Raw genomic sequence first — 19,393 nt, 5'->3', positions numbered from 1 at the left:
GTGGAGCAGTTTGGCAACGGGATCGGCTTGTGTATGCTCCGTCCACGTTTCGGGCGCACGCCCTCCTTATAAGAACAAGAACGTTGCCCATGACCCTCAGCTCCGAACTGTCGGGCCCCTCCGTGGATCCCCGGGTTATCCGCAAGCACTATGCCGTCGAGATGGCGGTCGAGCGCACGCGTCTGCTGTATCAGGGCTCGTTGTTGCCCACGTTGTTCATGTTGATCAATGGTCTGGTCTGCGCCGCTTTGCTCTGGAGCCCGCAGCGCTATTTCGTGGTCAGCGTCTGGCTGGTGTGGTTGCTGTCGCTGGTGGCGTTGCGGGTGATTCAGGTGGCGGCGTTCGATTCGGCGATCCCTGATCGTCAGGCGCAACCGATCTGGCGGCGGATGTTTCTGCTCGGCTCGACCATGACCGGCCTGACCCTGGCCGGCGCCGGCATTGCCCTGGTGCCCGCCGACAACTTCATCCAGCAGGCTTGGGTGTTCGGCCTGATCGGCGCCGCAACCCTCTCGGCCAGCGTCGCCTACGCGGTGAGCCTGCCAGCGTTTCTGTCATTTACCTTGCCCTGCCTGTTGCCGGCGATCGGTTATCTGTTCTGGGGCGGTGACGAGCAGGCGCGCGGTTGGGGCTGGCTCGGTCTGATCCTGCTCGGCTCGCTGAGCGTGGTCGCGTGGCAAGTCAATCGGCTGATTGATCGGGGCTTGCTGCGGCGCTTCCAGAATCAGCGCTTGATCGAACACCTGCAACAGACGCAGGCGCGCAGCGAACAGCTCAATCAGGAACTGGCCAAAGAAATCGATCAGCGCCGCTGCGCCGAGGGCAAGTTGCGTGAAGCGCAGGTCGAACTCGAAGACCGCGTGGCACAGCGCAGCCTTGAACTGGACGCGGCCAATCAGGCCCTGAGCAAAAGCGAAGCGCGGCTGGCGCTGGCGCTGAAGGCCAGTGAGCTGGGGCTGTGGGACTGGAACCTGCAAACCGATGAGGTCCACCACACGCAGATTCAGGAACTGTTCGGCCTCGCTCCGGAATACGTCACGGCACTTTTGCGCGACCTCAAGCCACGTCTGCATCCAGACGATGTGCCGACGCTGAAATACGCGTTGATCGAGCACTTGAAGGGGCGCACCGAGGACTATCAGATCGAATACCGCGTACGTCACGGCGATGGCCATTGGGTGTGGATCGAAGACCGAGGCCGCGCCGTAGAGCGCAGCGACAGCGGCCGGGTGATCCGCATGGTCGGCACCCGCCGCGACATCAGCGCCAGCAAAAGCCTCGAAGAGCAGCAGCGCCTGGCGGCGACCGTATTCGAAGCGGCCAGTGAAGGCATCGTGATTCTCGACCCGAATTACGCGTTGATCGCAATCAATCAGGCGTTCAGCCGCGTCACCGGCTACGACATCGGAGACATGCTCGGGCGCAACGTCGTCGAGCTACCGTGCAGCCGCGACGCCCGCCGTCATTACGTGGCGATACGTCATGCCTTGGAGCAGCACGGCAGTTGGCAGGGCGAACTGGTGGAGACGCGCAAGAATGGCGAGCTGTATCCGCAGTGGCTGCAACTGAATGCAGTGCGTGATGGTCGGGGAAATGTCAGCCATATCGTCGGCTTCTTCGCCGATCTGTCAGCACGCCGCGAATCCGAAGAGCGCATGCGCTATCTGACCCATTACGACGAGCTCACCGGGTTGGCCAACCGCTCGCTGTTCCGCGAGCGTTTGCATGAAGCGCATCAGCGCTCGCGTCAGGGCCGGCGCAGCCTGGCGTTGCTGCACATCAATCTGGATCGCTTCAAATTGCTCAACGACAGTCTCGGCCATGAGATTGCCGATCAGTTACTGCAGAAAATGGCGCGCCGGCTGGTCAACGCCTTGCCGGAAGCGGACACCATCGCCCGCTTGTCCGGTGACGAGTTCGCCGTACTGTTCGATGCCTACGGCAATCTCTCAAGTCTGGCCCGGGTCGCCACGCGCCTGTCGAGCAAGTTGCGCCTGCCACTGACGGTCGAAGGGCATGAGCTGGTGGTCAGTGCCTCGATGGGCATCAGCATGCTGCCGGACACCGCCCGGGAAATCTCCGCACTGGTCAGCCAGTCGAACATGGCCATGCAGCATGCCAAACACCTCGGCGGCAATAACTTCCAGTTCTACACCGAAAGCCTGCAGGCCAGCACCCTTGAGCGCTTGCAGCTGGAAAACCATCTGCGCAAGGCCATCGAAGACAAGCAGCTGAAAGTGTTCTATCAACCGAAGCTGTGCCTGCAAACCGGGCGTTTGAATGCGGCAGAGGCACTGGTGCGCTGGGATCATCCAACCATGGGCCAGGTGCCGCCGGGGGACTTCATCGGGCTGGCCGAGGAAACCGGTCTGATCGGGCCGATCGGCGAATTCGTCCTGCGTCAGGCGTGCTGGCAGGCCTGTGAATGGCAGCGTCAGGGGCTGGAGCCGATTCGTGTTTCGGTCAACCTGTCGGTGCATCAACTGCGTCAGGGCAAACTGGTCAGTCTGGTGCGGCAGGTGCTGGAGGAAACCGGACTGGCGCCGCACTACCTCGAACTGGAACTGACCGAAAGCCAGTTGCTCGACAGCGTCGAGCACATCATCGCGACCTTCCAGCAACTGCGCGATCTGGGGGTGAAACTGGCCATCGATGATTTTGGCACCGGGTATTCGTCGCTGAGTTACCTCAAGCGCATTCCGGTGGATTACGTGAAGATCGATCAGGCATTCATTCGCGGTTTGGGGGAGGGCAGTGAAGATGCGGCGATCACTCGCGCGATCATTGCCATGGCCCATGGGCTGTCACTGAAAGTGGTCGCCGAAGGTGTCGAGCGCCAGGAGCAGCTGGAATTTTTACGCGCCGAGCGTTGCGATGAAGTGCAGGGTTATCTGATCAGCCGGCCGGTGGAGGCGAGCGGTCTGGCCGGGCTTTTGCGCGAACAGGAAAAACCGTTTTAAGGGCTACATACACCCCATCGCGCCTGATATGGGGACATGGAGTTACGCATTGAGCAGGCAAAAAGCCAATTCATGTAGTATAACTACAAGCGTGCTACATCCTTGCCCATAAGAAGAGTCCAGCCCCTTGAATCTGCTGCAACACATCGCCCAGTCACGTCACCTGTTACGCAAGTCGGAGCTCAAGGTCGCCGACCACGTGCTGCTTGACCCTGCGGCGGTGATGCACAGTTCCATGGCCGACCTGGCCCACAGCGTTGGCATCAGCGAGCCGACCATCGTGCGCTTCTGTCGCGCCATCGGTTGCTCCGGTTTTCAGGATCTCAAACTGAAGTTAGCGCAAAGCCTCGCGGCCGGTGCCAGCTTCGGCCAGTTCGCGATCCATGAAGACGACTCGGTCGCCGACTACAGCCTGAAGATCTTCGACACCACGTTGCACACCTTGATGGAGGTTCGCGAGAAGCTCGATCCGGTTGAGTTGCAGCGTGCGGTGACACTGATGTCGCAGGCGCAGCGGGTCGAGTTCTATGGCTTCGGCGCCTCGGGTGCAGTGGCGGCGGATGCGCAGCACAAGTTCTTCCGTTTGCTGCTGACTGCAGCGGCGTATTCCGATCCGCACATGCAGGCGATGTCGGCGGTGACGTTGAAACCGACCGATGTGGCGATCTGTATTTCGCAGTCCGGGCGTTCCAAGGATCTGCTGATCACCGCCAATCTGGTGCGTGAGAGCGGCGCTTCGCTGATTACCTTGTGCCCGAGCCAGACGCCGTTGGCCGAATTGTCGACCGTCAATCTGGCGATCGATGTGCACGAAGACACCGAAATCTATACGCCGCTGACTTCGCGTATTGCTCACCTGGTAGTGATTGACGTGCTGGCGATGGGCGTGGCGATGGCGCGTGGGCCGAGTCTGGTCAATCACCTGAAGAGCGTGAAGCGCAGTCTGCGCAGCTTGCGCTTGTCGCCGAAAGCCGTGAAAGCGCTGGATGACTGAAGTCATCTAAGGTCGTTCCGACCTTAATCGCGAGCAGGCTCGCTCCCACAGGGGATCTTCGGGGTACACAAATTCTGTGTCATACCGAGATCAAGTGTGGGAGCGAGCCTGCTCGCGAAGGCGTCCTCAAAAACACCACAACCCTGCGCAAGTTTCATCGCACTGTCATCGACACGCAGCCAAACCGTCATCCCCGCCGCCTATCGTGAAACTCCCGTCATCGCCTTGGGAGACTCGAAATGGCTCAGCCCTACGAAGAACGCAACAGCGCCGCGAAAACCCGTCGTCAGCAGGAAGACCAGCGCCGCATGGAGTTTCGCCGCGCTATCGAAGATCGCTTCGAACTCCGTCAGCTTCAAGCCGAAATCGGCGACTTTCCCGAGATCACTCACTGGCAGGCAGCACCCGCAGCTTCCCGTCGAAGCGCTCAACCAACGCGCTGATCTGCACGCGCTCGCTACGGATAAACGCCAGGAAGGCGTGCGCCACCGGTGACAAGCGTTTGGCTTTGGCTTGCACCAGACACCAGCTACGGAATAGCGGCAATTCCTCGACCGGCAGCTCGACGAGCCCGCCGGTCGCCAGTTCCAGGTTCAGGGCGTGGCGCGTCAACAGCGCCAGGCCCAGACCCGCCTGAACACATTCACGCTGAGCTTCGGCCGAGGCCACTTCCTGAGTCTGGGTGAAGTGCACGCGTTTCTCTTTGAAGTACTCTTCGCAGGCCAGTCGTGTGCCCGAGCCGGGCTCGCGGATCAGCAGCGTGTAGGGTTCCAGATCCTGCAACCGCAGCGGGCCCATGTGTGCCAGCGGGTGATCCGGGCGCGCCACGGCAACAATCGGGTTGTTGAGGAACGGCAGGAAATCCAGACCCATGTCCTGCGGCACCATCGACATGATCACCAGATCGTCGCGGTTGTCGGACAGCCTGCGAATCACCTGGCCACGGTTGACCACGGTCAGTTGCAGATTCACTTCCGGGTGCTGACGCTTGAACGCGGCGAACAGGTGCGGCACGAAGTATTTGGCGCTGGATTCCACCGCCAGTTTCAATTGGCCCTGCAGCGAACCCTGCATGTCGGACAGTTGCATATCGAGGTTTTCCAGACGCCCGAAGATGTCTCGGCTGGCGCGCTGAAGTGCTTCGGCGGCTTCGGTCATGTAGAGTTTTTTGCCGACGTAATCGAATAATGGCTGCCCGATCAGCTCTTCGAGCTGACGAATCTGTAGGCTGACGGCCGGTTGCGTGAGCGACATTTCCTCGGCTGCGCGGCTGTAAGAGCGTAAATCACACACTTCGTTGAAGATCTGCAACTGACGCAATGTCATACGCATCAATGACTTACGCATTTCTTATAGGCTCTGTCGGCAGGCTGATTGTTTAACTATAAGTCTTTACTTATGGCTAACCCAATTTTTATTCATTTTTGTTAATCCCTCATGAGCGCTAGTGTGGACCTGCGACTGAATTGAAACATTTGGTCACGCGTCGACCTGGGTCTAGCAGGTCGTGGTGCCACCGGCTCAAGGGAACCTCCAAGTGATAACAAAGATCCTGATCGCCAACCGTGGTGAGATTGCCGTACGAATCGTGCGAGCCTGCGCCGAAATGGGCATTCGCTCGGTTGCGATTTTTTCCGACGCCGACCGCCATGCGCTGCATGTGAAGCGCGCGGACGAGGCCCACAGCATCGGTGCCGAGCCACTGGCCGGTTACCTGAACCCGCGCAAGCTGGTGAACCTGGCGGTTGAAACCGGCTGCGATGCGTTGCACCCCGGTTACGGTTTCCTTTCGGAAAATGCCGAGCTGGCAGACATCTGCGCCGAGCGCGGCATCAAATTCATTGGCCCGTCGGCGGAAGTCATTCGCCGCATGGGCGACAAGACCGAAGCCCGGCGCAGCATGATCAAGGCCGGTGTACCGGTGACGCCGGGCACCGAAGGTAACGTAGCGGACATCGAAGAAGCCTTGGCCGAGGGCGACCGCATCGGTTACCCGGTGATGCTCAAAGCCACTTCCGGTGGTGGCGGTCGCGGTATCCGTCGCTGCAACAGCCGCGAAGAACTCGAACAGAATTTCCCTCGGGTGATTTCCGAAGCAACCAAGGCCTTCGGTTCTGCCGAAGTGTTCCTGGAAAAATGCATCGTCAATCCCAAGCACATCGAAGCGCAGATCCTCGGCGACAGCTTCGGCAACGTCGTGCACCTGTTCGAGCGTGATTGCTCGATCCAGCGCCGTAACCAGAAGCTCATCGAAATCGCCCCGAGCCCGCAACTGACCCCGGAACAGCGCGCCTACATCGGCGACCTGTCGGTGCGAGCGGCCAAGGCGGTGGGCTACGAGAACGCCGGTACCGTGGAGTTCCTGCTCGCCGAGGGCGAGGTGTACTTCATGGAGATGAACACCCGGGTGCAGGTGGAGCACACCATCACTGAAGAAATCACCGGGATCGACATCGTCCGCGAACAGATTCGCATCGCTTCCGGCCTGCCGTTGTCGGTGAAGCAGGAAGACATTCAGCACCGTGGTTTCGCCTTGCAGTTCCGTATCAACGCCGAAGACCCGAAGAACAACTTCCTGCCGAGCTTCGGCAAGATCACCCGTTACTACGCCCCCGGCGGCCCGGGCGTGCGCACCGACACAGCGATCTACACCGGCTACACCATTCCGCCGTTCTACGATTCGATGTGCCTGAAGCTTGTGGTCTGGGCGCTGACCTGGGAAGAGGCGATGGACCGTGGCCTGCGTGCCCTCGACGACATGCGTCTGCAAGGTGTGAAGACCACCGCCGCGTACTACCAGGAAATTCTGCGCAACCCGGAATTCCGCAGCGGCCAGTTCAATACCAGCTTCGTTGAAAGCCACCCTGAACTGACTAACTACTCGATCAAGCGCAAACCCGAAGAGCTGGCCCTGGCCATCGCCGCCGCCATCGCCGCCCACGCAGGCCTGTGAGGAATACAACAATGTCCAAGAAGATCTTTGTCACCGATACCATCCTGCGCGACGCTCACCAATCGCTGCTCGCCACCCGCATGCGCACCGAAGACATGCTGCCGATCTGCGACAAGCTCGACAAAGTCGGCTACTGGTCGCTGGAGTGCTGGGGCGGGGCGACGTTCGACGCCTGCGTACGGTTTCTGAAAGAAGACCCGTGGGAGCGTCTGCGCCAACTGCGCGCGGCGCTGCCTAACACTCGTCTGCAAATGCTCTTGCGCGGGCAGAACCTGCTGGGCTACCGCCACTACAGCGACGACGTAGTAAAAGCCTTCGTCGCTAAAGCTGCGGTAAACGGCATCGATGTGTTTCGTATCTTCGACGCGATGAACGACGTGCGGAACCTGCGTGTGGCCATCGAAGCGGTGAAGGCTGCCGGCAAACATGCACAGGGCACCATCGCTTACACCACCAGCCCGGTGCACACCATCGATGCGTTCGTCACTCAGGCCAAGCAGATGGAAGCCATGGGTTGCGACTCGGTGGCGATCAAGGACATGGCTGGATTGTTGACCCCGTACGCCACCGGTGAACTGGTTCGCGCGTTGAAGGCCGAGCAATCGCTGCCGGTGTTCATCCACTCCCACGACACTGCCGGTCTGGCGACCATGTGCCAGCTCAAGGCGATCGAAAACGGCGCCGATCATATCGACACCGCGATCTCCAGCTTCGCTTCGGGCACCAGCCACCCGGGCACCGAGTCGATGGTCGCAGCGCTCAAGGGCACCGAGTACGACACCGGCCTGAACCTGGAACTGCTGCAAGAGATCGGTCTGTACTTCTACGCCGTGCGCAAAAAATACCACCAGTTCGAAAGCGAATTCACTGCCGTCGACACCCGTGTGCAGGTCAACCAGGTGCCGGGCGGGATGATCTCCAACCTCGCCAATCAGTTGAAAGAGCAGGGCGCTCTTAACCGCATGGCCGAAGTGCTGGCGGAAATCCCGCGCGTGCGTGAGGACCTTGGCTTTCCGCCGCTGGTGACCCCGACCTCGCAAATCGTCGGCACCCAGGCGTTCTTCAATGTGCTGGCCGGCGAGCGCTACAAGACCATCACCAACGAAGTGAAGCTGTATCTGCAAGGCGGTTACGGCAAAGCGCCGGGCGTGGTCGACGAGAAGCTGCGTCGCCAGGCGATCGGCAGTGAAGAAGTCATCGACGTGCGTCCGGCCGATCTGCTCAAGCCGGAAATGACCAAGCTGCGTGCTGACATCGGCGCCTTAGCCAAGTCGGAAGAAGACGTGCTGACCTTTGCCATGTTCCCGGACATCGGCCGCAAGTTCCTCGAAGAGCGTGCCGCCGGCACCCTCACCCCGGAAGTGCTGCTGCCAATTCCTGAAGTGGGCGGTGTGACAAAAGCGGGTGGCGAAGGCGTGCCGACCGAGTTCGTCATCGACGTTCACGGCGAAACCTATCGCGTCGACATCACTGGTGTCGGTGTGAAGGCCGAAGGCAAGCGTCACTTCTACCTGTCCATCGACGGCATGCCGGAAGAAGTGGTGTTCGAACCGCTCAACGAATTTGTCAGCGGAGGCAGCAGCAAACGCAAGCAGGCGTCGGCGCCGGGCCACGTCAGCACCACCATGCCAGGCAACATCGTCGATGTCCTGGTCAAGGAGGGCGATACCGTCAAGGCCGGCCAGGCTGTGCTGATCACCGAAGCGATGAAGATGGAAACCGAAGTCCAGGCTGCGGTCGCGGGCAAAGTCACCGCGATTCATGTGGCCAAGGGTGATCGGGTGAATCCGGGTGAAATTCTGATCGAGATCGAGGGCTGAGATAACGGCCGCGATCCAACGCTTTAAACCTCGGGGGGGCATGTGCTCCCCTTTTTTTTGCGTATTTTGATCCTGTAGGAGCTGCCGAAGGCTGCGATCTTTTGATGTTGTTTGGCGTTCATAAAACAAGATCAAGAGATCGCAGCCTTCGGCAGCTCCTACAAAGAATGTTGTGTCAGTCAGAACGCCATGCGCCATTGGCCCATTACGCCATGAGTGCGGCTGTCAGTGGCCATTTCACCCGTGAGACCCACACCGACCGTGTGATTGGCAGACAGCCCGAGATCGAGGCCTGCATCCACCGACAGGCTGTTGCGATCCAGCGCGGCACCGGCAATTTCAAAGCGTTTGCCGCCCTTGACCAGTTGCTGGCGGGTGTCGCTTTCGATCTCGCCAAAGGTGTGTTTCCAGCCGGCACTGAATCGCGGTGTCAGCGTCATGCCGTTGTCCAGCCGATTGATTTTCGCCGTGCGCAGGCCAAACGTACTGCTGAGGTTGTCGCGGGTTTGTCCGAAGACTTCCAGCGCCGCATCCCCACCGTTTTCACGGTAGCTGTCGCGTTGATAGCGCTGATAGCCGACGCTGGCAAACGGTTCGAGCGTCGCGTTGTGCCGGCCAATGTTGACCGCCAGTTCGGCAAAGGCTTGTTGGGTGTTGGCGTCATAGTTGCCCTTGAGGCGATCGCTGAAGCCGTTGAAGGCCACGCGACGTTTGCTGGCGCCGTCATGACTGGCGTAGGTCGCCCCGAGACGCAGTGAGAAGGGGCCGTCCTGACGTGCGGCGTAGGCACCGAGGTGCCAGCTGTCGAGTTCGCCATCGTATTGCCGGGCATCGAGTCTGGTCTGCGATTTACCGCCGACCAGGCCGACATGCCATTGCTCGTTGAGCCGCCAGTCGGCGCCCATGACCAGGCCTTGGGTAGCGTGTTTGAGGGTGCTGTCGAAGTTGCGGTCGACTTTGCCACCATGGCCAAGCGCCTGAATCCACACGCGCCCGGAATCGGCAGCGCCGGCGGCCTGACGCGGCGAGTTGCCGGAACTGTAGGCAGAACCGTAACGGCTATTCAGTTGCTGCATGGCCGAAAGCATGCTCGCGCTCACCGGAGTGATGCTGCTCAGTGTGGCTTTGGCGAGGTTGGCGTTGCTGCCGGCGGCGAGTTGTTCGAGGGCGACCGGTGCGGTGGTTTTGTCGCTGGTCAGAAGCGCGGCGACTGCTGCGTTTGCAGGTTTTATTGGCGCAGGTGCGGGCTGTTCGGCGGACTCGTTAACTTGCGCAGTAAGAGGTTCGTCCGGCATTGGCGAAGGGGTGGACTCTGCAATGGGAGTCGGCGCTGAAGTCGGAACAGGAACAGAAATTGGAGCTGGTGCAGACGCCGTCAATGGCGTTGGTGTCGCAGATGGCGCAGGTGCTGTTGGATCGACAATGCCCTCGGCAGCGGCACGAGCGTTGTCTGTCGTGGCAGCGCTCGAAAGCGGCTCACCGTTACGGGCGTAAGTCAGCCCGACGGACTTTTTGTTGTATTGCGCAGTGGCTGTCATGAAGGCGAGGTCGCTAACGACCGTACCGAATTCGCCTTCTACCTTGCCGGCTTCGAGGATTTTGTACTGTCTGCTTTGCGGATATTCTCCCGGAGCCGCAACGACTTTCAGGGTGGCGCCTTCCAGCTTGGCGGTGCCATCAACCTTGATCGTTTGACTGCCACCGGGGGTGACCTCGTAAGCCAGTTCGGCGGTCGGGGACAAGCGCAAGTCGCCTTTCACGCGCGGGCTGCCTAGCACCTCATTGACGGTGAGCAGGCCGGCGACCTCCAGGCTTCCCACCACACCTTTACCGGCAAAGCTGCCACCGCTCTCGACATACACGTCGCCCTTGATGCTCCCCAGATTGGTCAACGCGGTACCGCTGTTGACCAGCACGCCCTCCTTGAAGTCTCCCTTGGAACTCGACGTCCAGGCTCCTCGAGCGAGAAATAGACCGTTGAAGTTACGTGTGTCTTTCAACTCTCCGCCTTCAGCGGCATTCAAAAAGAGGACGTTATCCCCCTCGCCACCATCCAGCAGGCCCGTAAAGCTTGCGCCGTCCGTGAGCGTGATCAGATCGTTTACAGCGGTACCTTTAAAAGTCTTTTCAGGGGTTTCAAAAGCGATGGGCACCGTACTTGGGGCAGTGAGAAATGCCCTGAGTCGTTCAAGCGCCATTTCTTTATGGCTGGTTTCGGACGATTCTGCAGCATCCATTATTGCGGGTGAATCAGCGACTTCAGAGGGTTGCTGAGCGTTGGCGACCGCTACGCAACCCAGCGCCAGCGAAATGGCCAAAGCCAAGTGTTTTGGTTTGAATATGTGTTGAGTGGGCATCGGGTTGGGCCTTTCTTTGGAAGAAGACCCAACTCTATTGATGCACCCGAAAATCCGATGTCGGCTGCTTCCCGTAGGCTTGCAGGCGACATCGCATCATTTTGTAGAAAATGACCGCGAGATTCGCAACCAAGACTTTTACTCGGCTGCTGCGGTCCTTTTTCCTACAATCAATCCAGCCCCCGCCGACTGTTCAACCTCAAAAACTCATCTGCCACTGCCCGATCAAACCGTGATTGCGGCTGTTGCTGCCGATCTCACCGCTGTATCCCACACCCAGCGTGTGCCGCGCCGAGATCCCCACATCCAGCCCGGCTTCCAGCACCAGGCTGTCGCGATCCAGCGAGCTGCCATCGACACTGAACGCCGTGCCGCCGGTTATAAAGGCCTGACGAGTCGAGCTGCTGACATCGCCATAGGTGTGTTTCCAGCCAGCGGCCATGCGCGGGGTCACGCTCATGCCGTTGTCCAGGCTGCTCAGGTGCGCTAGGCGCAGGCCGAAGGTGCTGCTGAAGTTGTCTTGGGTCTGGCTGTCGACTTGCAGTGCGGCGGCGCCACCTTTTTCCTGGTAGCCGTCGCGGTGGTAGCGCTGATAGCCGAGGCTGGCGAATGGTTCGGCGCTGAGGCGCCCGCTGCCCATGGCATAGCCGAGTTCGGCGAAGGCTTGCTGGCTATCGGCATCGTAGTCGCCTTTCGGGCGGTCGCTGAAACCATTGAAGGCGATGGTGCGTTTGCTTTCGCCCTGATGGCCGCTGTACGCCGCGCCGAGGCGCAAAGCGATCGGGCCGTTCTGGTGCAGCGCGTAGACGCCGGCGTGCCAGCTCTCGACGTTGCCGTCGACGCCGGTCGCGTCCAGATCGGTTTTCGAATAGCCGCCCAGTACGCCCAGACGCCACGCCGGATTCAGTACCCAGTCGGCGCCTAGCACGCTGCCCTTGGTGCGTTGCTCCAGACCACTGCTGCCGTGTTCGCCATCGAGCTTGCCGTAGCCGCCGATGCCTTGCAGCCAGAGCCGGCCGCGAGCGTTCGGATCATTCAGGTTGCGCGCCTCGGTCGGCACGCCGTTGGCCGCCAGCACGGGCGTGTCGCGTTGATCGAGGCCGACCAGCAGTCCCGGGCTGCCGCCCATTTGCTGCATCGCCGAGAGCATGCTGTTGCCGACCTGACTGCTGGCGCCGAGGGTGGCGCTGGTCAGGTTGGCGTTGCTGGCGCCGGCCAGTTGCTCGATTGCCGCGCCAGCGCTGCTTTGGCTGGTATTGAGCAGGGCGTTGTACAACGCATTGTCTTTGCCGATTGAGGCGAGGCTGTTGGCGGCGTTGCTGCCGTTGCCGGTCGTGGCGAACTCATTGAACGCCACGTCATTGCGGGTGTAGGTCAGGTCGACCTGGGTTGGCGTGTAGGCGAGGGTCGGCGTCAGGAACGCATAGTCGCTGCTGACCTTGCCGAAAGTGCCGTTGACCTGCGCCGCTTGCAGCACGGTGTAGTGGCTCTGCCATGGATAGGTGCCGCTGCCGGGATTCACCGCGAGGGTTGCGCCGTTGAGATTGGCGATGCCGCCAACCTGCACGGGCGCGCTGCTGCCGTCGGCGTTGACACCGTAGGCGAGAGTGGCGGTGCTGCCCATGGTCAAATCGCGAACAATCGTGGCGCGGCCGAGTCCGGTGTCCGTGTGCAAAATGCCGTTAACGTTAAGATTGCCCACCGAGCCGCCACCGGCATACACACCGCCCGCGTCGACGGTCAGGTTGCCAGCGATGCTGCCTTGATTGATCAGCGTTGCGCCGTTGCGCACCGCGCCGCCGTCGCTGAAATCGCCACTGCCGGACAGCGTCCACGCGCCTTGCTTGACCTCCAACCATTCGAAGTTGCGACTGGCGCCGAAGCTGCCACCGGCCGCATCGTCCATCACCACCCGGTCGTAACCGCTGCCGCCATCCACCACGCCGACAAAGCGACTGCCGTTGCGCAAGGTCAGGCTGTCGTTTCCGCCACCCAGATCCAGCGCCAGGCCATTGCTGCCGCTGATCGTGCCGCCGTTGATGACGTTGTCGGCGAAATCACCGACGAACTTCACGCCAAAACCGTTGAGGCCTTGAATGGTGCCGAAGTTTTCCAGCGTGGTCGCCGCCAGTCCCGAGCCGCCGCTGCCATCGTCGACCAGAATGGCGCTGTCGGCACCGCTGATCAAAGCGTTGCTGGCGTTGAGGATGGAACCGCCACCCAGCGCGATACCCTCGCTGCCGTTGGCGAAACCACCCTTGTCCACACCGCCCGCACCGACGCCCTGAATGGTCCCGTAGTTTTCGATGTGGGCGATCTTGTCGATGTCCACGCCGTCGCCGTCACCGTTCGCTTGCAAGCCTGAGTAAGCCCCGGTGATGGTGCCGTGGTTGATCACCGTGCCATCGCCGTCGGAACCGAAGCCGGAACCATTACGGCCGGTGATCTGCCCGTAGTTGATCAGCGTCGCGCCAAGGTCGGTGGTGATGCCATGGCGGCCACCGGAAATCACCCCGTAGTTGGTCACACTGACGCCGCTCGCGGAATCGATATCGATGCCGTCGAATTTCTCGTCGGCATTGTGCGAATCGCCGGTGGAAATCTCGCCATAGTTGCTGATCATCGCATTCGCGCCGGTCTTCATGCCGTCACTGGCGTCGCCGCGAATCAGCCCGCCGACGCGGTTGATAATGGTGGTTTTCACGCCGGCACTGCGTAGCGCATCGAGGTCCAGTCCCTGGCCGGTGGTGGAGCGAATCACGCCGCTGTTGTCGATCAACAGACTGCCGCTGACAAAGTTGCTGTCGATGCGCAAAGCATCGTTGGCGCCGAGAATCTGCCCGCCGCTGCGGTTGTAAATCGTGTAGTTGCGCGCCTGGGTCAGGTCACCGCTGCTGTCGATGGCCCGGCCACCGCTGGAAACGATTTTGCCGGCGTTATCGATCACCACACCTTCACTACTGGTCTTGTCTTTCAGGCTCACGGCCTTGCCGCTGTTGGTGATGCTGCCCGGTGCGGAAATCGTCAGCGTATCGCTGCCTCCCAGCGTTTGCGCTGCCGTGGTGGCGGTGTCGATCTGCACGGTTTTGCCGTGGGCTGCCGTGGCGGTGATCAACAGGGCAATGGCGAGAGACAGACGCTGGGGCGGGAACGGCATGGTCGGACGGCCTTTTTGTTATAAGACGGGCCGTCCTGTATAGCGAAGGGTTTTTACAGAATGATGTCGGTTGCTGATCTGCATTGTTTTGCATTCAGATTTCGCTTGTCAGGAGTAAATCTGCATTTTGTTGCAGATTTTGGCGTTCTATCAGGCTTTGAATGCACTACATTGCATCCGGCATCAATGAAGGCTCTGTTGAAATGTATTTAAAAGTAGAGGAAATGAAAGCGTGGGATCTGCAATGAGCCTGACGGTAGCTGAGCGCATGGCGCTCATCGAAAGCATCCAAGAAGCGCTGGCCGACGGGACATTGGACATCAGCGAAGCTGTCCGCCGTTTACGAGTGGAGGTGACAGGGCTGCATCAAATCCAATTCGCTAAGATGTGCAAAATTTCGGTCCGCACGTTGATACACATAGAGCACGCTGAGGGTAATCAGACGTTGAGGTCGTTGGACTCAATATTCCGATTGTTTGGCCTGAAAATGGGCGTCGTGCGGATACGCCGAGAGCCCCATTAAAACCCGACGCAGCCCGCAATGTGCTGATCGCCCTAGCTACGCCGCACATATGCCTTTCCATAATGGCGTTCCATTTTCGCCTGAATCAATTCCAGTCCAATCGACATCAGCCAGTAAATGATCGCCGCCGTCGTCAGCATTTCGATATAGCGGTAGCTTGAGCGTCCATAGGACTGGGCGAGAAACATCACTTCCCAGACGCCCATTACCGAAATCAGCGACGAGTCCTTGAGCATCGAGATGAACTGGTTGGTGGTGGGCGGGATGATCGTGCGCATGGCTTGCGGCAGGGTGATGCGCCAGAAAATCACCGTCTCGCGCATACCCAGTGCCAGCGAAGCTTCGCGCTGGCCGTGGTCGACACCGAGGATGCCGGCGCGGAAGATTTCGCTGAGATAGGCGCCGTAGTTCAACGACAGGGCAATGATGCCCGCGACGATGGCGCCAGGCACGATGCCCAGTTGTGGCAAGCCCAGGTAGATCAACAGGATCTGAATGAGCAGTGGCGTGCCGCGAAAGAACGAGGTGTAGAAACTGGCGATGCCGAACGCCACGGCGCTTTTCGACAGGCGCGCCAATGCCGTGATGAAGCCCAGCAGGGACGAGGCGACAATCGAGCACATACACAGGAAAAGCGTCAGCGCCGCGCCTTGCAGAAAGCCGTTGGGCGCCAGGTGCAAGCCGACCAGGTTGGGCAGTTTGTCGAGGATGATCGAGAACTTCAGGTCGAAGCTCAGGAAGAACCCGGCGAACAGGCAGAACAGCGCCGCCCATGTCAGGTACAGCCGCGTACGAAAACCGAACAGGCGTTGCAGGCGTGATTCAGCCACCGGTTGTGGTGGCTGTGGAGGTGTCGGGAAAGAAGTCATTGGCTTATATCAGCGCCGATCCATTTTTGTGACAGCTTGCTCAGGGTGCCGTCCTGCTTCAGTTGCGCGAAGACTTCACGCACCTTGGCGTCCCATTGCGCATCACCCTTTTCGATGGCCACCGAATTCGGCTCCGAGTACAGCGGCGCGCCGGCCAGTTTGAAGCGTTTGTCTTCGTTCAGGCGTGGCTGCGCGGTGACGAGGTTGGTGAGGATTGCATCCAGGCGCACGCCGGCGCCCAGGCCCAAATCCTGGAAGGCGACGTTGTCGGTATCGTACGGCGCGATCTGCACGTCTTCGAACGGGTACTGCAACTGCTTGTCTTCGGCACCTTCGATGACCAGGTTCTTGTTCAGATAGCTTTCGTAACTGGACGCGCTGGTGAGGCCGACTTTTTTGCCGCTCAGATCCTTGGCGTCGTGGATCCGCTCATCCTTGGCGTTGACCACGATCACCGCTGGCGAGGCGTAGTACTCGACCGGGAAGTCGAACACTTCGGCGCGGGCCTTGCTCGGCGTCATCGAGCAGATGCAGATATCGTAGCGCCCGCTCCAGCGGCCGGCGGCAATGACGTCCCAGGACGGTGTCTCCAGTCGCAACTTCACGCCTAACTTGTCAGCCACGGCCTTAGCGACGTCCACATCGAAGCCATCAAGCTGATTCTGGTCATTGAGAAACGAGAACGGTGGGTAGCTTTCCATCAGCACGCCGACCAGTTCTTTCTTTTGCTCGATACGGTCCAGCGTCGTGCCACCAAAGGCTTGCGTGGAGGCGACCAGAATGGTCAGGCCCAAGGCCATTAGCGGTTGAAATTTCACAGTCGATCCCTGGGTAAAAAAGAGGTTGTTTTTAACGGAATGGTGCGTATTAAATAGTTATAAGAACGACTCTGATAGTGAGTTATTTTCATAAGCATATGAGTGAAAAGCATATGGGCGCAGGCAGCACGATTATTCTCGATGGCGGCATGGGCCGTGAGTTGCAGCGCGCGGGTGCGCCATTTCGTCAGCCCGAGTGGTCGGCGCTGGCGTTGAGCGAGGCGCCGCAAGCGGTTGAGGGGGTGCATGGCGCTTATATCGCCAGTGGCGCCAATGTGATTACCACCAACAGTTATGCCGTGGTGCCGTTCCATATTGGCGAAGAGCGCTTCGCCGCTGAAGGGCAGGCGCTGGCCGCGTTGGCCGGTGAGCTGGCGCGACGTGCGGTGCAGGCCTCGGGGAAATCCGTGCGAGTGGCTGGCTCATTGCCGCCGCTGTTTGGCTCCTATCGTCCGGATCTGTTCAACGCCGACCGAGTGACCGAGTTGCTGGCGCCCTTGGTCAATGGCTTGGCCCCGCACGTTGATCTGTGGCTGGCGGAAACCCAAAGCTCGATCATCGAGGCGCGTGCCATTCACGCCGGGTTGCCGAAGGATGGCAAACCGTTCTGGTTGTCGTTCACCTTAAAGGACGAAGACACCGATGAAGTACCGCGCCTGCGCTCTGGTGAGCCAGTCGCCGAGGCGGCTGCGGTGGCGGCTGAGTTGGGCGTCGAGACGTTGTTGTTCAATTGCAGTCAGCCGGAAGTGATCGGTGCCGCGATTGATGCCGCGCGTGACACCTTCGAGCGTTTGGGGGCGAAAATTCACATTGGTGCTTACGCCAATGCGTTTCCGCCGCAGCCAAAAGAAGCTACGGCCAATGACGGACTTGATCCGCTGCGCGATGACCTGGATCCGCCGGGTTACTTGCACTGGGCGATTGACTGGCAGCAGCGCGGTGCGAGCCATTTGGGCGGTTGCTGCGGGATCGGGCCAGAGCACATTGCGGTGCTGGCGCAAAAACTGGGCTTAAAATAGATCAAAAGATCGCAGCCTGCGGCATCTCCTACAGGGTGAACGTCAATCCCGTGTAGGAGCTGCCGAAGGCTCGGGCCGCGTTCGGACGATCTTTTGCTTTGACGATTTAACTACGGCATTCCACCAAGCCTTTCACCTGCCCGTCGGGCGTCTGATTTTCATCCGACAGCCACCGCTCGAAACCTGCCGCAATTGCCGGCCACTCGCCATCCAGAATCGAGTACCACGCGGTATCACGATTCTGGCCCTTGACCACCATGTGCTGGCGGAACACGCCTTCGAAGCTGAAACCCAGACGTTCGGCGGCGTATTTCGAGCGGGCGTTGCCGTTGTTGCATTTCCATTCGAGGCGGCGGTAGCCGAGTTCGAAGGAATATTTGGCCAACAGGTACACCGCCTCGGTGCTTCTCGGCGAGCGCTGCATCGGCGCGCCGAAGGTGACGTGGCCGATTTCGATACGGCCCTGGGCCGGGACAATCGACATCAGGCTGAGGATGCCTTGTACCTGACCGCTGGCGCGATCGACGACGCTGAAGAAATACGGGTCGCTGGCGGCCGCGTGGTTGTTCAGCCAAGCGTCGAAAACGCTGCGTTCCGGGAACGGGCCGTAGGGCAAATAATCCCACAGTTTCGGGTCGGCACCGGGGCCTTCAAGTGCGGCGAACAGCTGGTCACCGTGGCGCGCCGGGTCGAGTCTTTCCAGACGAATAAAACGCCCTTCAAGCAAGGTGGCGGTGGGGGCGGCGACGCCTTTCCAGTCAGCGAGTGAAGCGGTCATGCGTGCGTCTCCTTAAAGGGCTTGGCGAAACTGGATGAAGCCCGGGCGTTCGGCGATACGCTCGTAGAGCTGGATCGCGGTGGCGTTGGTTTCGTGGGTCAACCAATGAACCTTGCAGCAGCCGTCAGCCTTGGCGGTGGCGTAGACGTGTTCGATCAACCGGCGGCCGACGCCGGTGCCCCGGGTCTGCGGGACCACCAGCAAGTCCTGCAGGTAGCAGGAGTTTTCGATGCTCCAGTTCGAACGATGATAGATGTAATGCACCATGCCTACCGCTTTACCGCCAGCCCAGGCGAGGGCGGCGTGGGTCGATTCGTTCGGGTCGAGAAAACGCTGCCAGGTGCTGTGCGTCACAGCGTCCGGCAGTTCGGTGTTGTAGAAACGCAGGTAGGCCTGCCATAGCGGCAGCCAGGCGGCGTGGTCGTCGGCGCTGACCGGGCGAATGTCGATCTGACTCATGGGGGATTTCCTTAGCGCATCAATCGGGCGAGGGTTTGATCATTGATGTCCGGGCTGGCGGCCAGGCCTTCGCGCACGCCGGCAATGTCTTCGGCGCTGCGGTTCTGGCTGAGCTTGCGCTTGCCTTCGAGACGGTCAATGGGAATGGCGAAACCGACAATCGCCTTGAGCATGCCGTCGATGTAATCGGCGGGCGCGTCGGCGACTGACCACGGTTGGGCGCGGCCGGCCTCATGCCGGTCGGTGAGGGTGCTGACGATGTCGAGCAGGCGTCCGCCATCGCTGAAGGTTTCGGCGTGGCCATAAGCGTGCACGGCGATGTAGTTCCAGGTCGGCACGACTTTGCCGTGTTCAGCTTTGCTCGGGTAAAAGCCCGGGCTGACGTAGGCATCGGCGCCGGCGAAGATCAGCATGGCTTCTGCGCCGTCACGCAGGTCTTTCCACTGTGGGTTGGCGCGGGCCAGGTGCCCGTAGAGCGTGCCGTACTCGCCTTGTTCGCAATGCAGCAGTACCGGCACATGGCTGGCCTGCAAGCCACTTTCGCCATGACTCACCAGAATGGCGAGGCGGGTGGCGAGAATCAGTTCGTGCAGTTGGGACAACTCTTCGATGGCAAAGGCGCGTGGCGTGTACATGGGCAGATTTTCCTTGGCGAATGCCAGCATCCTAGGCAGGCTATTGGTCTG

At 60.2% G+C, this 19,393-nt stretch carries 15 protein-coding genes; 7 read left to right on the top strand and 8 right to left on the bottom strand.

From position 1 onward, the window contains the following. Nucleotides 1-89 precede the first annotated feature (89 nt). The 3 genes from CKW14_RS07115 (at nt 90) to CKW14_RS07105 (ending at nt 4,397) form a co-directional block, all read left to right on the top strand. Complete coding sequence (locus CKW14_RS07115; protein WP_095125060.1) at nt 90-2,960, top strand: GGDEF domain-containing phosphodiesterase; 2,871 nt, start codon at nt 90-92, stop codon at nt 2,958-2,960. Between the two features lie 127 nt (nt 2,961-3,087). Beyond that, nucleotides 3,088-3,954 carry a transcriptional regulator HexR gene (gene hexR, locus CKW14_RS07110; RefSeq protein ID WP_007962240.1) on the top strand — a complete coding sequence of 289 codons (867 nt, stop codon included), beginning with the start codon at nt 3,088-3,090 and terminating at the stop codon, nt 3,952-3,954. A 239-nt stretch (nt 3,955-4,193) separates the two neighbouring features. After that, a complete protein-coding gene (locus CKW14_RS07105; RefSeq protein WP_095125059.1) occupies nt 4,194-4,397 on the top strand; it encodes a PA3496 family putative envelope integrity protein in 204 nt (67 codons plus the stop codon). On the opposite strand, the gene CKW14_RS07100 is transcribed toward CKW14_RS07105, so the two are convergent. Beyond that, complete coding sequence (locus CKW14_RS07100) at nt 4,339-5,301, bottom strand: LysR family transcriptional regulator (RefSeq protein WP_095049622.1); 963 nt, start codon at nt 5,299-5,301, stop codon at nt 4,339-4,341. The genes CKW14_RS07105 and CKW14_RS07100 overlap by 59 nt on opposite strands. A gap of 190 nt (nt 5,302-5,491) precedes the next feature. On the opposite strand from CKW14_RS07100, the gene CKW14_RS07095 reads away from it, so the two are divergent. Together CKW14_RS07095 and oadA are read left to right on the top strand one after the other, a co-directional pair. Then, nucleotides 5,492-6,907, top strand: a complete 1,416-nt coding sequence (locus CKW14_RS07095; RefSeq protein ID WP_025112637.1) for an acetyl-CoA carboxylase biotin carboxylase subunit — start codon at nt 5,492-5,494, stop codon at nt 6,905-6,907. Between the two features lie 11 nt (nt 6,908-6,918). Continuing rightward, nucleotides 6,919-8,727 (top strand): sodium-extruding oxaloacetate decarboxylase subunit alpha, encoded by a 1,809-nt coding sequence (gene oadA, locus CKW14_RS07090; RefSeq protein ID WP_095125058.1) that lies wholly within the window; start codon nt 6,919-6,921, stop codon nt 8,725-8,727. A gap of 179 nt (nt 8,728-8,906) precedes the next feature. Here the strand turns inward: oadA and CKW14_RS07085 are convergent, their stop codons facing one another. Then, nucleotides 8,907-11,084: an autotransporter outer membrane beta-barrel domain-containing protein gene (locus CKW14_RS07085; RefSeq protein ID WP_095125057.1), complete on the bottom strand. Its 2,178-nt coding sequence runs from the start codon at nt 11,082-11,084 to the stop codon at nt 8,907-8,909. Nucleotides 11,085-11,283: 199 nt separating this feature from the next. Further along, nucleotides 11,284-14,241 carry an autotransporter domain-containing protein gene (locus CKW14_RS07080; RefSeq protein WP_095125056.1) on the bottom strand — a complete coding sequence of 986 codons (2,958 nt, stop codon included), beginning with the start codon at nt 14,239-14,241 and terminating at the stop codon, nt 11,284-11,286. Nucleotides 14,242-14,485: 244 nt separating this feature from the next. On the opposite strand from CKW14_RS07080, the gene CKW14_RS30150 reads away from it, so the two are divergent. Continuing rightward, nucleotides 14,486-14,764, top strand: coding sequence for a helix-turn-helix transcriptional regulator (locus CKW14_RS30150; RefSeq protein ID WP_095049626.1), 279 nt, complete (start codon nt 14,486-14,488; stop codon nt 14,762-14,764). 32 nt (nt 14,765-14,796) lie between these two features. Here CKW14_RS30150 and CKW14_RS07070 read toward each other — a convergent pair whose 3' ends face one another. Then, nucleotides 14,797-15,633 (bottom strand): amino acid ABC transporter permease, encoded by an 837-nt coding sequence (locus CKW14_RS07070; RefSeq protein WP_095125055.1) that lies wholly within the window; start codon nt 15,631-15,633, stop codon nt 14,797-14,799. Continuing rightward, a complete protein-coding gene (locus tag CKW14_RS07065; RefSeq protein ID WP_095125054.1) occupies nt 15,630-16,451 on the bottom strand; it encodes an ABC transporter substrate-binding protein in 822 nt (273 codons plus the stop codon). The genes CKW14_RS07070 and CKW14_RS07065 overlap by 4 nt, the downstream gene beginning before the upstream one ends. Nucleotides 16,452-16,564: 113 nt before the next feature. Between CKW14_RS07065 and CKW14_RS07060 the strand changes: the two genes are divergently transcribed. After that, nucleotides 16,565-17,470 carry a homocysteine S-methyltransferase family protein gene (locus CKW14_RS07060; protein WP_095049629.1) on the top strand — a complete coding sequence of 302 codons (906 nt, stop codon included), beginning with the start codon at nt 16,565-16,567 and terminating at the stop codon, nt 17,468-17,470. A 106-nt stretch (nt 17,471-17,576) separates the two neighbouring features. Here CKW14_RS07060 and CKW14_RS07055 read toward each other — a convergent pair whose 3' ends face one another. Genes CKW14_RS07055 through CKW14_RS07045 form a run of 3 tightly spaced genes read right to left on the bottom strand, consistent with a single transcriptional unit; the run spans nt 17,577 to nt 19,342 of the window. Beyond that, nucleotides 17,577-18,248, bottom strand: a complete 672-nt coding sequence (locus tag CKW14_RS07055; RefSeq protein ID WP_095125053.1) for a GNAT family N-acetyltransferase — start codon at nt 18,246-18,248, stop codon at nt 17,577-17,579. A 12-nt stretch (nt 18,249-18,260) separates the two neighbouring features. Next, complete coding sequence (locus tag CKW14_RS07050; RefSeq protein WP_095125052.1) at nt 18,261-18,707, bottom strand: GNAT family N-acetyltransferase; 447 nt, start codon at nt 18,705-18,707, stop codon at nt 18,261-18,263. A gap of 11 nt (nt 18,708-18,718) precedes the next feature. Further along, nucleotides 18,719-19,342, bottom strand: a complete 624-nt coding sequence (locus CKW14_RS07045) for an FMN-binding negative transcriptional regulator (RefSeq protein ID WP_093429613.1) — start codon at nt 19,340-19,342, stop codon at nt 18,719-18,721. Nucleotides 19,343-19,393: the final 51 nt, after the last annotated feature.

This window comes from Pseudomonas sp. Irchel s3a12, from assembly GCF_900187485.1.
GTDB lineage: Bacteria > Pseudomonadota > Gammaproteobacteria > Pseudomonadales > Pseudomonadaceae > Aquipseudomonas > Aquipseudomonas neuropathica.
This window is presented reverse-complemented; position numbering and strand designations above follow the sequence as displayed.